This is a genomic window from Pseudomonas fragi (genome assembly GCF_025426255.1).
In the GTDB taxonomy this organism is placed as follows: domain Bacteria; phylum Pseudomonadota; class Gammaproteobacteria; order Pseudomonadales; family Pseudomonadaceae; genus Aquipseudomonas; species Aquipseudomonas kulmbachensis.
Window position 1 is genome coordinate 424932 of the sequence record NZ_CP104861.1, and the last position, 14300, is coordinate 439231.

A 14300-nucleotide genomic window follows, 5' to 3' on the forward strand; every position below is an offset into this window, starting at 1 on the left:
TCGCCCATATCGCCAGATTGGATCCATGGGTAATCTACTTCTCATGGACGTAGAGCAGGAAGCTCAAAGCAACAACACGGACACGTAGGATTCTGCCAGGATGGCGGATTGAAAAGGAAGTCAGGGAAACAGTCTGCAAAACCCCGCCTCGGCGGGGTTTTCTTTTTTGTGCGTCAGTATTTTCTGTTTGATCGGGTTTCAACATATCCCGCTCCCACATTTACATCGTGGTGGCCTGTGGATGCATCACATCCTCAAGCAGTGTGCGCAACAACCCCAATGTTGCCTGCTGACGCTGCACATCGCGGCACACCAACCCCACCTTTAGCGGCACCCTCGGCTCACTCAGCGGTTTCCACAGTAGAGCCTTGTCGTCATGTTGCTGACGCGAGCGTCCCGGCAGTACGGTGGCCAGTTTGCTGTGAGGCAGGCTGTCGAGAATCCCGGCCATGGTGTTCAGCTCGGCCTGAACCTGCGGTCGTCGGCCCAGGTTGGCGAGCTGGGTTTGCCAGATCTGGCGTACCTGAAACTCTTCCCCCAGCAGCAACATCGGTAGTTCAGCGGCCTGACTCAGCGAGACTTTCTTGAATTCGCGCAATGGATGATCGGCAGGGATCACCAGTTGCAGTTCGTCTTCGTACAGCATCATCCCGTGCAGCCCCGGCTGTCGTGGCGGCAGGTAGCTGATACCGATGTCGAGTGAACCATTGAGCAGGCGTCGTTCGATCTCGATCCCGGTCAGTTCGTAAATCTGTACCACCAAGTGGGGTTGAGCCTGTCGTACTCGCTCAAGCATTTGCGGCACCAGGCTGGTATGCACGGTTTGCAGAACACCGATGGCAATAGTGCGCAGGGCCTGGCCCTGGAAGTTGTGCAGGGCCTCTTTGGCCCGCTGTAAACCGTCGAGCAGTGGCAGTGCGTGGTTGTACAGCGTGTGCGCCGCCAGGGTGGGCAACAGTCGTTTGCTGCTGCGCTCAAAGAGGCTGACATCAAGCGTGTGTTCGAGCTGGCGAATCTGCTGCGACAATGCTGGCTGCGAGATAGAAAGCCGCTCGGCAGCGCGTCCAACATGGCCTTCTTCATAGACCGCGACGAAATAACGCAGTTGCTTGAAATCCATAAGTTTTACTTATCGAAAATACTTAAAAAACGAAATGGCTCAACGGCCCGCAGGCGCCTAGTCTACGCCCATTCTAGAAGGCTCATCGAGCCTGAGATGCTGATTTGTAGCGGTGTTTTACATAGGCAAGGCAATAAACCCATCAAGAGGTTTACCTTCCGAGTGAACTGCCAGTAGTTGCAAATCGAATCTGTTTATGGTCACAAGGTCCGCGTGCATGAACCTGTTTAACCTGCGTCGTCACTCCCCCAGCCTTGAAGAGATGGCTGCGCATTCTGCGCCGTCCATTTCTGGCAACCACCCTGCCCGTGAGTACCTGATGCCCTGCGTTGAGCGCGAAGCTCAAGTGTTTGTGCGGGGGCAGGGGTCGTGGATGTGGGACAGCGACAGCCGTGCGTATCTGGATTTCACCCAGGGCGGTGCGGCCAATAGCCTGGGCCACAGTCCGGCGGCTGTGGTCAAGGCGTTGGCCGATCAAGCGCAATCGTTGATGAATCCGGGGGCGGGCTTTTTAAACCGCGGGATGCTGAACCTGGCGCAGCGTTTGTGCGAAAGCACTGGCAGCGATCAGGTGCATTTACTCAATACCGGAGCTGAAGCCAACGAGGGCGCGATCAAGCTGGCGCGCAAATGGGGACAACTGCATCGCGGTGGCGCCCATCGGATTATCACCGCCAGCCGCAGCTGCCACGGCCGCAGCTTTGGTGCGATGTCGGCCTCGGGCAGTGCGACGCTGGATAACCGTTTCGAGCCGCAATTGCCGGGCTTTATCAATGTGCCGTTTAACGATTTGCCCGCGTTGCATGCGGCGGTCGATGCACAGACCGTGGCCATCATGCTGGAGCCGGTGCAAAGCGAGGCCGGTGTGATCCCGGCGACCGAGCATTACCTCAAGGGTGTTGAGCGGTTGTGCCGCGAGCTGGGAATTCTGCTGATCCTGGATGAAGTCCAGACCGGTATGGGGCGTTGCGGCACCTTGTTGGCGGAACAGAACTACGGCATTCGTGCCGACATCATCACTCTGGGCAAAGGCCTGGGCGGCGGTGTGCCACTGGCCGCGTTGCTGGCCAGGGGCAAGGCGTGCTGTCTGGAGCCTGGTGAGTTGGGTGGCACTCATCACGGCAACGCGCTGATGAGCGCCGCTGGTTTGGCGGTGCTCGACACGCTGCTGGAAAAAAGCTTTTTGCAACAAGTACGCGACACGGGGCAGCACCTGCGCGAGGGCTTGGGCCGGTTGGCCAATAGTTATGCACAGGGTGAATTGCGCGGACAGGGCTTGTTGTGGGGGCTGACCTTGTCGGATGACTCAGCAGAAGCGGTGGTCAAGGCTGCCCTGTACGAGGGTTTGCTGATCAGCGCGCCGCAGCCCGACTGCCTGCGCTTTACTCCGGCCCTGTGCGTGAGCAAAGGCAATGTCGATGAGATGTTGCTGCGTCTGGCCCGGGCATTTGCTCGGGTACGAACGGCGCAATTGCAGTGCCGTCGCGGGGTCGCCGTCTGATTGCCGCCGCCATACAGAATTTAAAGAACCGTCTCGCGGTATAACGCGTCGCCCTGTGCCTGATTCCTTCCGCACAGGGCGTTTTTTTTGGGTTGTGGATAAGTCTGAGTGAACCTTTGGTCCGCGCTCAGAGTCGATTAATGGCAGGGCTTGATTGAGCCCACCATTATTAGGGAGCTGACTGTATGGACCTTATTAAAATCATCTTCGCCATCCTGCTCCCGCCACTGGGCGTGTTTATGCAAGTGGGTTTTGCCGGGGCGTTCTGGCTGAATATTCTGCTGACCCTATGCGGTTACATCCCGGGGATCGTGCACGCGGTGTGGATTATCGCCAAGCGCTAATCTTTAAGACTGTAGATATCTGTAGCAGCTGCCGAAGGAACGAGGCTGCGTTCGACGATGCAATCGTCGCAAACCCGGTTAGCGCGATACATCTGTAACACCAAGGCTGACTAGTTTACGACTGCTGCGCAGCCGGACGTAGCCTCGTTCCTTCGGCAACTGCTACAAGTTATTCATCAGCTTGCATCACCTGGCTGTAAAACAACCATTCCTGCTCCAGCGCGTGGGCCTGATTGCTGGCTTTGCGAAAACCGTGGCGTTCGTCAGGGTAGTAATGCGCTTGGGCCGGGATGCCGTTGTCTTGCAGGGCCTGGAGCATGTCGCGGGTTTGTTGCGGCACCACGACGGCGTCCAGTTCGCCTTGGAAGAAAATCACCGGCACGCTGATCTGGCTGGCGAACAGCAATGGAGTACGCGCCGCGTAGCGTGCTGCGTCGCGCTCGGGATCGCCAATCAGCCAGTCCAGGTAGTCGCCTTCAAACTTGTGGGTAGCGCGCGTCAGTGCAATCGGGTCGCTGACGCCATACAGGCTGGCGCCTGCGCGGAACACCTGGTTGAACGCAAGTGCGCACAAGGTGGTGTAACCGCCCGCGCTACCGCCGCGAATAAATGCGTTGTCGGGATCAATCAGTCCCTGTTCGGCGAGATAACTGACAACTGAGCAGGCATCTTCGACATCCACCACTCCCCATTCCAGATGCAGGGCTTGGCGATATTCGCGGCCATAGCCGCTGCTGCCGCGATAGTTGAGGTCGGCCACGGCAAAGCCGCGCTGGGTCCAGTACTGAATACGCGGGTCGAGCATCGGGTAGCAGGCAGAAGTCGGTCCGCCGTGAATAAATACCAGCAATGGCGGTTTGCTTTCGCCGTGCATCGACGGGTAGAAAAACCCGTGAGCCTGGCCACCGCCCGAAGGATAGCGCAGGGTTTGCGGACGGCTGATGCGCTCGGGTGGCAACGGCGCCGCGCCACCGGCCAGCACGTCCACCTGGTGGTCGGCGCGGCGAATACGGACCACCGCTGAAGGGCGTACCGGTGATGCGGCGATGCAGTAAATAAACTCGTCATCCAGCGCCAGGCTGCGAAAATGACTGTAATCGCCGGTGAAGTCTTCAAGGTTACCGTCAGCCGAGCGGATGCCCAAATGTCCGAAACCGGCTTCGGTCCAACTGGCCAGATAGGTCTGTTCACCCAGGGGCAGCCAGGTACAGGTACCTAACTGCCAGGGAGCCGGGGCGTGATCGGCGCGAGCCCCGGGTGCGGGCACCAGGCCTTCGCCGGACTCAGCCCACGGCTGCCAGAAACCTGCACGGTCGGTCAGGCAATGCAGGCGGTTGTGTTCGTCGAAGCGCGGCTGTTGCAGCGATTCTTCGGCCAGATCACCGGCCAGACATTGCGCGGTATTCCAGAGACCTGCGTTTTGGCCTTCGGCCAGCATCAGGCGGGTCGATGTCCACGGCTGATGCGGGCGGCTCCACTCAACCCAGGCCAGGCGTTGGCCGTCAGGGCTCAGCGCGGGCGCTGCATAGAAGTCGGCACCTTCGGCCAATACCCGGCGCTCAAGGGTACTGAGGTTGATGCTGACCAGTCGATGCTGATCAATATTCTCTTCGACGGCCAGCACCAGCCCGGCAGCAAACTGCAGGCCGCCGTAGCGGCATGTGCCTTGGGTCAGCGCTTGTGGGGCGGTGCCGTCCAGAGGTTGCAAGTACAGTTGTTGATCGGCTTCGTTGACGAACACCACGGCCTCATCGCTCAGGCAAAACGCGCCACCGCCGTACTCGTACACCCTGCTGCGTGCGCTGAAACCGCTGGGCGTCAGGCAATGTGCCAGGCCATCGCGCCAGTGCCAGATGCGGGAGGCGGCGTCTTGTGGGCGATATTCATTCCAGAACAGGCCCTGTGGGCCGACTCGCAACTCTGCGAAATCGACCCCGGCGGCAACGGCGAGTGCGGCGCTGAATGGTTCAGCTTTTAGCGATGAGGCGCGAGTTTCGTTCATTTCGGAAGGCCAATTGTTCGATGGTCTGGGTGGCGTGCTCGGCTTCTTCGCGCGCCTTGAGAATCAGGTCGTGTTGTGGCGATTTGCTGCAGACCGGGTCGGCATTGCTGGCGTCTCCGGTGAGCATAAAGGCCTGGCAACGACACCCGCCGAAGTCCTTTTCTTTCTCGTCGCACGAGCGGCAGGGCTCGGGCATCCAGTCATAACCGCGAAAACGGTTGAAGCCAAACGAGTCGTACCAGATGTGCTGCATGCTGTGGTCGCGCACATTGGGAAACTCGACCGGCATTTGCCGTGCACCATGACACGGCAGTGCCGTGCCGTCAGGTGTCACGGTCAAAAAGATGCTGCCCCAGCCGTTCATGCAGGCTTTGGGGCGCTCTTCGTAATAGTCCGGAGTGACGAAAATCAGCTTGCAGGGATGCCCTTCGGCTTCAAGCTTGGCCCGGTATTCATTGGTGATGCGCTCAGCCCGGACAAGCTGTTCCTTGGTCGGCAGCAGGCCAACGCGATTGAGCTGGGCCCAGCCGTAGAACTGGCAGGTGGCGAGCTCGACAAAGTCGGCCCCAAGGGCGATGCACAGCTCGATGATGCGGTCGATCTTGTCGATGTTGTGCCGGTGGGTGACGAAGTTCAGCACCATCGGATAGCCGTGGGCTTTTACGGCGCGGGCCATTTCGAGCTTTTGCGCGAAGGCCTTTTTCGAGCCCGCCAGCAGGTTGTTCACTTGCTCGTCGCTGGCCTGGAAACTGATCTGGATATGGTCCAGCCCGGCTTTTTTGAAGTCGCTGATTTTTTGCTCGGTCAGGCCGATGCCCGAGGTGATCAGGTTGGTGTAGAAGCCAAGCGTGCGGGCCTCGCCGATCAGCTCTGCCAAGTCCTGACGCACCAGCGGCTCGCCACCGGAGAACCCAAGCTGAGCGGCGCCCATCTCCCGTGCTTCGCGAAAGACCTTGATCCACTGCTCAGTGCTTAGCTCTTTGCCTTGCTGGGCGAAGTCCAGCGGGTTGGAGCAATACGGGCATTGCAGCGGGCAACGATAGGTCAACTCGGCCAGCAGCCACAGCGGCAGGCCCACGTCGGGCTTGGGGGGCAACGGCGTCAGGCGGTCAGGCGAGTTCGATCCAGTGCTCTGCACGAGCGACCTCCATAAATTGCTCGATGTCGGCACCGAGCTCAGGTACGCCGGGGAACTGTTTGTCCAGTTCACCAATAATGGCCGCGACATCGCGTTGGCCATCGATCAGGCCGCCGATCAGTGCGGCGCTTTCATTGAGTTTGATCATGCCTTCGGGGTATAGCAGCACATGGCCTTTTTGCGCGGGTTCGTACTGAAACCGGTAGCCGGTACGCCAGGTGGGGATTTTGCTGCGATCGAAGTTCATAAGGTGATTCCTTTATGCCAGACCCGTTCGCTGGTCACGCTGTGATAAGGCGGGCGGTCCAGTTCGTAGGCCATGGTCATGGCATCGAGCATGCTCCAAAGGATGTCGAGTTTGAACTGCAGAATTTCCAGCATGCGCTGCTGGCCCGCGTAGGTGGTGTAGTGCTGCAGGGTGATCGCCAGCCCGTGCTCCACGTCGCGTCGGGCCTGGCCCAGGCGAGTGCGGAAGTACTCATAGCCGGCCGGGTCGATCCACGGGTAATGCTGGGGCCAGCTGTCGAGTCGCGACTGGTGGATTTGCGGCGCGAACATCTCGGTCAGCGAGCTGCTGGCGGCTTCCTCCCAACTGGCGCGGCGGGCGAAGTTTACGTAAGCGTCCACCGCGAAGCGCACGCCGGGCAGTACCAGCTCCTGGGAGCGCAGTTGGTCCGGGTCCAGGCCGACTGCTTGGCCCAGGCGCAGCCAGGCTTCGATGCCGCCGTCTTCACCGGGGGCGCCGTCGTGGTCGAGCAGGCGTTGAATCCATTCGCGACGTACTTCGCGATCCGGGCAGTTGGCCAGGATGGCGGCGTCCTTGAGCGGGATATTGACCTGATAGTAGAAGCGGTTGGCGACCCAGCCCTGAATCTGCTCGCGGGTCGCGCGGCCTTCGTACATTGCCACCTGATAGGGGTGGTAGATGTGGTAATAGGCGCCTTTGGCACGCAGGGCGGCCTCGAATTCGGCGGTTGAGAGTGGGACTTGGGTCATCGGGCGCCTCCAAAAAATGCTTTTGTAGCCGCTGCCGCAGGCTGCGATAAGGGCCGTAGACCCTTCATAACGACGAGGCCGCTAGGCAGCCATCGCAGCCTGCGGCAGCGGCTAAAAAGTTGGATGGTTCAATTACAACTCGATACTCATGCCATCAAAGGCCACTTCAACCCCCCGGCGCACCAGTTCGGCACGTTCGGCAGAGTCTTCGTCGAGGATCGGGTTGGTGTTGTTGATGTGAATAAGTACTTTGCGCTGCTCCGGCAGTTGCTCAAGCACGTCGAGCATGCCGCCGGGACCGTTTTGCGCCAGGTGGCCCATTTCGCGGCCGGTACGGGTGCCGACGCCACGGCGCTGCATTTCGTCGTCATCCCACATTGTGCCGTCCACCAGCAGGCAGTCGCTGCCGGCCATGATTTCGAGCAGCGGCGCATCAACCTTGCCCAGTCCAGGCGCATAGAACAGCTTGCCACCGGTGCGCAGGTCTTCGACGATCAGGCCAATGTTGTCACCTGGGTGCGGGTCGAAACGGTGCGGCGAATAAGGCGGTGCTGCACTGCGCAATGGCAGCGTGCTGAAACGCAGGTTGGGGCAGGCCGGGATGGTGAACGAGCCTTCAAGCTCGATGCGGTTCCAGTTCAGGCCCCCGTTCCAGTGCTTGAGCATGGTGAACAGCGGGAAGCCGGTGCTCAGGTCTTCGTGGACCATATCAGTGCACCACACATCATGTGGGCAGCCTTCGCGCAGGCTGAGCAGACCAGTGGTGTGGTCGATCTGGCTGTCCATCAGGATGATCGCGCTGATCCCGGTATCACGCAGGGCGCGGCCCGGTTGCATCGGGGCGAAGCTTTGCAGCTGGGCGCGAATATCGGGCGAGGCGTTGCATAGAACCCAGTTCACGCCGTCATCGGAAATCGCAATGGAGGACTGGGTGCGGGCGGTGGCGCGCAGGCTGCCATCACGAAAACCCGAGCAGTTGACGCAATTGCAGTTCCACTGCGGGAATCCGCCGCCAGCGGCGGAACCTAGAATCTGGACGAACATGAGGTGTTCTCTTGCGAAGCTGAAAATAAAAACGCCCCGGCGAACCGAGGCGTTGGGTTGCCCTGCTTGGCTCTTTTATTCAAGAGACAGGCAGATCAACGGCTTGCGAAGTACATGGTGACTTCAAAGCCAATTCGCAGATCGGTGTAAGCGGGTTTAGTCCAAGCCATTAGGTGACTCCTTCAGCGGGTGGGTGAATGGGTGTCTCTTGATTAGTCCAGCTCCCTAAGGAGTTGTTCAAAAGCTTAGGGAGCAATATTACTAAATTTAACTGTTTTTGAACGCCCAATGTCGGAGAAAGCTAATTACAGGGTTGGTAACGATCAGCTTCTCCCTTGATAAAACGTTTCAGTTGGTGGACTTGTTGCAAGATACAGCCAGCGGCTGGCGGGCGAGTTAATTTGCTCGGCAGCTTTCAGTGTAGTGCCTGTATCCATCGTCATAAGTGCAGTGTAGAGACCCGTCAGGTAATCCGACGGGTGGCCTGCCAACTTTGCTTGCCATACCAATTCACTGGCCTGAAGCACGCCCAGGGCCTCGGTCGAGAATTGTTGTGCCAAGGCTGAGCGGGTCTGTGTGAAAGTTGTTTCATCCAGTGCCGAGATCAGACTCGGCAAATTGGCGAGGAAATTTCGGATGTGATCAAGGATTTGCGCCGTAGATGCGTGGGGCGATTGCACGCCGAACAGCAGGCCGGTTTGGCCATTGATTTGGCGCAGGCCACTGAATACCGCATAACCCAATTGCAGCTCGACTCGCAGGCGTTGGTAGAACGGGGTTTGCGCCACTTGGGCGAGCAGGCGCCAGGCGGCTTCGTCAGCCAGTGTTGCTGCTGGAACGGTGCAAAACAGGATGAGTGCCTGTTCACTGGAATCGCAGTTTTCGGTGTGCCAATGGCGTTGGGTCCGCGGTTCAGAGTGCTGTACAAGCTGCGCATCCGGAGTACCGGGGACCTTATTCAGTACGGGTGTGATCAGGGCGTGCGTGGCGGCTGGCAGCCCTACCGCCAGCCCGTCCCAGCGTGCCTGGCCCCAGCAGTGTTGCAGGTCGCTGACGGCAGACCCGCTAACGGGCTGGCATAGCTCGGGCAGGCGCTCAAGCAGTTGGCGAATCGGCATCAAGGGTGCGGCAGGTGGCGTGTAGCTTGGCTGTTCATTTGCAGGCGCGCTGAGTGTGCGCAACGCGTGTTCCAGAATGGCGGGCATCGGCTCATGGAAACCGTGCATTTTAAGTAGCCAGTCATTACCCGCGCCAGTGAGCGAAAGTTCGACCCCGGCTTCGCGAGCATCAAGTACAAGCGAGCGCAGGCTTGTTTGCAGCGCTCTCAGCAGGCTGATGGCAGGGGCTGCGGACAACCGCCAGCGCAGGTAAATCGCGGCCTCGCCGTTATGGCCGGGGATAGCCGTGCTGAAACTCATGGCGGACACGTCACGGCGACTGCGCAAACGATCCTGCGCAAAGGTTCGCAAGCCTCGGTGAGCGCTGGTTTGTCCGCGAATCAGACCGGCATTGAGCGGTTCTTTCGCCGCGTGCAGAAACGGATTGGGTGCAGGCAGTTGCCAGTCATATTGCGATGACGGCATTGCGCTTGGCTGCATCTGTTCCAGTACTGTCTTGAGGGTAGATGTGTCCTGGTCTGACAGGCCGGGTGTGCGATCCTCACAATCGCTGCGGGCCAGTTCCAGTGCACTGCTGACATCTTGCTGGCGCTGTTGCAGTAGGCGGAACTCTTCACGCAGCGCTGGCCAATCCTGTTGTGCGCTGAAAAACGCCAGCCAGTCATGGAAAGTGTCGCGGATTTGCGAGGCATGTTGAGCAATGTCGGTAGCGGCAGTGAACTCAACGTGCAGCAGGGCCTGGCCATTGAAGCGATAGAGCGGCGTGGCCTTCAGGGTGTCGATCAGTTGCTGCTGGCGCAAGTGTGCGAGGAGACCGCCGGTTTTGTCGGTATTGATCCAGTGGCACAGAAACTCCAGGGCTTTAGCGCACGCGAGCGGCAACTGTTCGAGGGCGAACATCAGGTTCAGGCGCGGGCCGTCGATGTGTTGATAGTGCGGTTCGGTGCTGGCCATCAGGGTCGGTGCACTGGCCTGTTGAACGCGGTCGCCGCGCAGCAGTGCGGCGCTATAGCGTTCAGCCAGGGCAATCAGGTCTTGCGCTGATTGCGGGCCAGCCAGGCTCAAGGTCATTTGCCCGGTCTGATAGTACTGCTGGTAAAAGTCCTTTAGAGCCTGCTGAAAACTCGCACGCGGTACTGGCAAGCTATACCGGTTGCCCGCATGGAACGCCCGTAACGGGTGAGCCGGGTTCAGGGGCTGGAAAAGTTTCATCTCGCGCTGTGCCGAAGTCTCACGGGCCCAGGCAATAAATTCGGCATGTAGCACTTCACGTTCGCGTAGTTGTTCATCCAGATTCATGCGCGGGTGGGCGAGCATGTCGCACAAGCGCTCAACACCGCCATCAAAGGCTGCGGTCGGCAGTTCGAAAAAGAAGTCGGTGTGTCGTTCGCAGGTTTTGGCATTCACTTGGCCGCCGTGGCGCTGCACGTAAGCCATCAGGCTGTCTGGTGCCGGGAAGCGCTCGGTGCCCAAAAACAGCAAGTGCTCCAGAAAGTGTGCCAGGCCGGGCCAGGCTGCGGGCACGTCGTGACTGCCTGCGGCAACCCGTAAAACGGCCGCGCAGCGCTTAAGGCGCGGCTCATGGCGCACGCAAAGAGTCAGACCGGATTTACAGGTCAAACGTTGGGTGTGAGGGTGGTTCAGCGCAGGCATGGGCACTTCCGGAACAGAGAAGCGCTCATGCTAGCGGATTTAGCGCGTGCTCAGCTCGCGATAAAGCTCGGGGCGACGGTCTGCCAGGTAGAAATTTCCAGTTTTGGCATCCAGCAACTGTTGGCGTTCCAGGGTGGCGGTTATCAGGGCTTCGTCTTGTTGGGCCAGCGCAACTTGCAAGCCGTTGGGGGCGGCGATACTGCTTTGGCCGCAGTAATGAATGCTGCCTTCGCGCCCGCAATAGTTGGCATAGGCCACATAGCATTGGTTCTCGAAGGCTCGGCAACGCACAGTGACATCGGCAATAAAGTCGTACGGCGCCATGTTGGCGGTAGGTACCACGATCAGTTCGGCTCCGGCCAAGGCCAGGCGGCGGGTGTTTTCCGGGAACTCGATGTCGTAGCAAATCAGCAGGCCAAGCTTCCAGCCATTGAGTTCGAAAACCGGGAAGGCGTCGGGGCCTTTGGTGAACATCGAATGGTCGAGCTCGCCGAACAGGTGGGTTTTACGGTAATTGCACAGGCTTTTGCCGTGGGCATCAATCAACTGCACGCTGTTGTAGATATGCCCGTTTTCGCCGCGCTCGGGGTAGCCATACACAATTGCCATGCCAGTGGCTTTGGCCAGTTCGGCGATCTGCCGTGCTGCTTCGCCGTCGTTGGCTTGCGCAAGTCTGGTCACCGCCTGCACGCCGATGTTGTAGCCGGTGAGGAACATTTCGGGTAGGACCAGCAGGTCGACGTCCTTGCTTCGCCGGGCAATTTCACTCAAGCGTTGCAGGTTGCCCGCGACATCCAGCGGTAGAGGCGGGCATTGGTAAAGGGCGACGCGCATGGGGCTCTCCTGTTAATCAACGCTGTAGCCGCTGTCGCAGGCTGCGATGGAGACCGCAGGGCTGGTTTTTTAAAGCCAAGGTCCTGCGGCCCTTTTCGCAGCCTGCGGCAGCGGCTACAGGTGGTGTTTATCAATCCGGCAAGGCAATCGGGCCGATTTCGTGGAACACATCCCCCGGGCCAGGGTTCTCGGCAGGGGTGCTGCCGCCGAAGTGGGTCATGATGCCCCATACCGCGTTCAATGAGGTCTGTACCGCACCTTCAACCCAGGCCGGAGTCCACGATACGTCATCGCCGGCAATGAAAATACCGCGTTGCTCAGCCGGCATTTCCTGTTGCATGAAGTGCGAGTACATCCGCTGGTTATAGCGGTAATGTCCCGGCAACGCACCCTTGAACGCGCCAAGAAAGTGCGGGTCTGCTTCCCACGATACGGTGATCGGATCGCCGATGATGCGGCTGGCGATATCCACTTTCGGGTAAATCTTTTTCAGCGAGTCGAGGGCCAGCTTCACGCGTTTTTCGACAGGGTGCGGGAGCATTTTCAGCGCATCGCTCATCCATGAGTACGACAGGCAAATCACCCCCGGTTTGTCGTCGCCGTTGTCGAACAGGTAAGTCCCTCGAGTCAGGCGGTCGGTGAGGGTCATGCTCATCAGGTCGCGGCCGGTTTCCGGGTCTTTGTCTTTCCAGAACGGGCGGTCGACCATGACGAAGGTTTTCGATGATTGCATGTAGCGCGTGCGGTCCAGCGCCATCCACACCTTCTGTGAGAACAACGACTCTTCGCAATCGATCTGAGTGGTCAGCAGCCAGCTTTGGCAGGTGACCAGCACGGCCTCATAAGGGCGCGTGACACCGAGAATGTCGGTAACAGAAAACAGCCCGTCTGGCGTACGAGAAATAGCTTTGACCCCGGTACGTGGTGCGCCGTGGTGCAGCGAACTGAGACTGGTGCCAGCAGGCCAATGGGCGCAACGCTCGGGGGCGTGGCGCCAGATCCCTAGCGGCACTTGTTCGACACCACCGACGACAAGATGTTGATGGTCGTCGCAGTTGGTCATCACCACGCGGAAGATTTCGAGCATCGAGTTGGGGAAGTCCGAGTCCCAACCACCGGTGCCGAAGCCAACCTGGCCAAACACTTCACGGTGCTGGAACGAGAGCTTGGCGAAGGCCTTGGACGTGGCTACAAAGTCGTAGAACGTGCGGTCGTCCCACAGCGGAACCAGCGTATCCCACAGCTCTTTAAGACGGGGCACGTCACGGTCACGGATAGCTTGCTGGATATCGCCAAAGCGCGAGCCTTCTTCCAGAGCGTCAGCCCAAGCGTCGGCTACTTCCTGGAACAGTGCAGGCAGATCCGCCAGTTTTTGTGCGTAGAAGGTTTGGCCTTCGAGGTCGATCACGGTACTGCCCGAAGCGGGCGTCAGCGGGTTGGGAAAGGGTTTGGTCTCCAGCCCCAGCTTGTCGACGTAGTGGTAAAACGCCGTGGAGGACACCGGGAAGCGCATTCCGCCCAGCTCGGCGATCACCCCTTCGCTGCCTTCAAAGGCTTGCGAGCGCAACCGTCCGCCCATTTTCGAGGCTTCATAGACTACGGGTTTGAGGCCCAGCTTCATCAGTTCATAAGCGGCCACCATTCCGGCCATCCCGGCCCCGACAATCGCCACCTCAGAGCCCAGCTTGTCAGCCGGAATGCTGCCCAGGCCCGCGGGGTGTTCGATCCAGTCATCGAAGGCAAACGGAAAGTCCGGGCCGAAGATGGTGATGGGCTTTTTTCCGTCGATAGGGTGGCGATTATTCTTGTTCATGGCTGACCTTGCTGGCGACCCAAGCATTACCTTGAGTATAGGAAAAGACAGGCACCATGATAGGGAGCGTAGAAGACGTTAATAAGACGCAAATTGTCGTCGTTATGGCTTTTATTTAGTCGATGTGACGAACATAGCGCTCAAAATGACTTATCCACGATCTACTTTGCTGCTGAGGATGATTGAAGTGGTGGTTTTCTCGACGCCTTCGACGCTACCGATCTGATCGAGCAATTGATCCAGTTGCTCGGGAGAGTCACTACGCAGCCAGGCCACGTAATCGAATTCGCCACTGACCGCGCACAGTTGCTGCACCTGGGCCATTGCGCTCAAGCGCCGTACCACCTCTTTGCCGGAGCGTGGCTGCACGGTAATCCCGACATAGGCCTGCAAACCGCCATCAATCAGGCGCTGCCCCAAGCGAACCCCGTAGCCAGTAATTACCCCGGTTTTCTCCAGCCGCGCCAGCCGTGACGTCACGGTGGTGCGCGCAATCCCCAACTGGCGTGCCAGCATCGCCACGCTTTCACGGGCATTGAGCTGCAAGGACGCGATCAGTTGACGGTCGATTTCGTCCAGTGCGGGAGGGCGGGTGTCAGGCACGAGGAGGCTCCAGAAACACGAAAGCCGCGCAGTGCGCGGCTTTGAGTATGGTGGGCCCAGTAGGACTCGAACCTACGACCAAGGGATTATGAGTCCCCTGCTCTAACCAACTGAGCTATAGGCCCTCAGTAGGT

The 14300-nt window shown here is 59.2% G+C and carries 13 protein-coding genes and 1 tRNA gene; 2 read left to right on the plus strand and 12 right to left on the minus strand.

Features of this window, described 5'->3' with window-relative positions; translation table 11 throughout:
- Positions 1 to 220 precede the first annotated feature (220 nt).
- Positions 221 to 1120 (minus strand): LysR family transcriptional regulator, encoded by a 900-nt coding sequence (locus tag N7D90_RS02030; RefSeq protein WP_261740676.1) that lies wholly within the window; start codon positions 1118 to 1120, stop codon positions 221 to 223.
- Positions 1121 to 1337: 217 nt separating this feature from the next.
- Here N7D90_RS02030 and N7D90_RS02035 point away from each other — a divergent pair, with 217 nt between their 5' ends.
- Both N7D90_RS02035 and N7D90_RS02040 read left to right on the plus strand, forming a co-directional pair.
- Complete coding sequence (locus tag N7D90_RS02035) at positions 1338 to 2621, plus strand: aspartate aminotransferase family protein (protein WP_261740677.1); 1284 nt, start codon at positions 1338 to 1340, stop codon at positions 2619 to 2621.
- 185 nt (positions 2622 to 2806) lie between these two features.
- Positions 2807 to 2965 carry a YqaE/Pmp3 family membrane protein gene (locus N7D90_RS02040; RefSeq protein WP_004419451.1) on the plus strand — a complete coding sequence of 53 codons (159 nt, stop codon included), beginning with the start codon at positions 2807 to 2809 and terminating at the stop codon, positions 2963 to 2965.
- A gap of 169 nt (positions 2966 to 3134) precedes the next feature.
- Here N7D90_RS02040 and N7D90_RS02045 read toward each other — a convergent pair whose 3' ends face one another.
- The 11 genes from N7D90_RS02045 to N7D90_RS02095 form a co-directional block, all read right to left on the minus strand.
- Entirely contained in the window at positions 3135 to 4967 is a 1833-nt protein-coding gene (locus tag N7D90_RS02045) for a S9 family peptidase (protein WP_261740678.1), read from the minus strand.
- The gene (gene pqqE / locus N7D90_RS02050) at positions 4933 to 6105 is read right to left on the minus strand and encodes a pyrroloquinoline quinone biosynthesis protein PqqE (RefSeq protein WP_410012025.1); all 1173 of its coding nucleotides are present in this window, start codon (positions 6103 to 6105) and stop codon (positions 4933 to 4935) included. The genes N7D90_RS02045 and pqqE overlap by 35 nt, the downstream gene beginning before the upstream one ends.
- Positions 6077 to 6352 (minus strand): pyrroloquinoline quinone biosynthesis peptide chaperone PqqD, encoded by a 276-nt coding sequence (gene pqqD, locus N7D90_RS02055; protein WP_261740679.1) that lies wholly within the window; start codon positions 6350 to 6352, stop codon positions 6077 to 6079. Before pqqD ends, pqqE begins: the two co-directional genes overlap by 29 nt.
- A complete protein-coding gene (pqqC, locus tag N7D90_RS02060) occupies positions 6349 to 7101 on the minus strand; it encodes a pyrroloquinoline-quinone synthase PqqC (protein ID WP_261740680.1) in 753 nt (250 codons plus the stop codon). The genes pqqD and pqqC overlap by 4 nt, the downstream gene beginning before the upstream one ends.
- Before the next feature lie 132 nt (positions 7102 to 7233).
- Positions 7234 to 8145 (minus strand): pyrroloquinoline quinone biosynthesis protein PqqB, encoded by a 912-nt coding sequence (pqqB, locus tag N7D90_RS02065; RefSeq protein WP_261740681.1) that lies wholly within the window; start codon positions 8143 to 8145, stop codon positions 7234 to 7236.
- A gap of 95 nt (positions 8146 to 8240) precedes the next feature.
- On the minus strand, positions 8241 to 8315 hold the full coding sequence (gene pqqA, locus N7D90_RS02070; RefSeq protein ID WP_003444522.1) for a pyrroloquinoline quinone precursor peptide PqqA: 75 nt from the start codon (positions 8313 to 8315) through the stop codon (positions 8241 to 8243).
- 153 nt (positions 8316 to 8468) lie between these two features.
- Positions 8469 to 10916: a pyrroloquinoline quinone biosynthesis protein PqqF gene (gene pqqF / locus N7D90_RS02075; protein WP_261740682.1), complete on the minus strand. Its 2448-nt coding sequence runs from the start codon at positions 10914 to 10916 to the stop codon at positions 8469 to 8471.
- Positions 10917 to 10955: 39 nt separating this feature from the next.
- Positions 10956 to 11750, minus strand: coding sequence for a carbon-nitrogen hydrolase family protein (locus N7D90_RS02080; RefSeq protein WP_261740683.1), 795 nt, complete (start codon positions 11748 to 11750; stop codon positions 10956 to 10958).
- A 130-nt stretch (positions 11751 to 11880) separates the two neighbouring features.
- Entirely contained in the window at positions 11881 to 13563 is a 1683-nt protein-coding gene (locus N7D90_RS02085) for a flavin monoamine oxidase family protein (RefSeq protein WP_261740684.1), read from the minus strand.
- A gap of 150 nt (positions 13564 to 13713) precedes the next feature.
- A complete protein-coding gene (locus N7D90_RS02090) occupies positions 13714 to 14166 on the minus strand; it encodes an Lrp/AsnC family transcriptional regulator (RefSeq protein WP_261740685.1) in 453 nt (150 codons plus the stop codon).
- Between the two features lie 48 nt (positions 14167 to 14214).
- A tRNA-Ile gene (locus N7D90_RS02095) sits at positions 14215 to 14291 on the minus strand.
- Positions 14292 to 14300 lie beyond the last annotated feature (9 nt).

Bases quoted from the DNA above. Each gene is read 5' to 3' on its own strand.
- N7D90_RS02030 (WP_261740676.1), bottom strand. From the start codon at position 1,120: ATGGATTTCAAGCAACTGCGTTATTTCGTCGCGGTCTATGAAGAAGGC.
- N7D90_RS02035 (WP_261740677.1), top strand. From the start codon at position 1,338: ATGAACCTGTTTAACCTGCGTCGTCACTCCCCCAGCCTTGAAGAGATG.
- N7D90_RS02040 (WP_004419451.1), top strand. From the start codon at position 2,807: ATGGACCTTATTAAAATCATCTTCGCCATCCTGCTCCCGCCACTGGGC.
- N7D90_RS02045 (WP_261740678.1), bottom strand. From the start codon at position 4,967: ATGAACGAAACTCGCGCCTCATCGCTAAAAGCTGAACCATTCAGCGCC.
- pqqD (WP_261740679.1), bottom strand. From the start codon at position 6,352: ATGAACTTCGATCGCAGCAAAATCCCCACCTGGCGTACCGGCTACCGG.
- pqqC (WP_261740680.1), bottom strand. From the start codon at position 7,101: ATGACCCAAGTCCCACTCTCAACCGCCGAATTCGAGGCCGCCCTGCGT.
- pqqB (WP_261740681.1), bottom strand. From the start codon at position 8,145: ATGTTCGTCCAGATTCTAGGTTCCGCCGCTGGCGGCGGATTCCCGCAG.
- pqqF (WP_261740682.1), bottom strand. From the start codon at position 10,916: ATGCCTGCGCTGAACCACCCTCACACCCAACGTTTGACCTGTAAATCC.
- N7D90_RS02080 (WP_261740683.1), bottom strand. From the start codon at position 11,750: ATGCGCGTCGCCCTTTACCAATGCCCGCCTCTACCGCTGGATGTCGCG.
- N7D90_RS02085 (WP_261740684.1), bottom strand. From the start codon at position 13,563: ATGAACAAGAATAATCGCCACCCTATCGACGGAAAAAAGCCCATCACC.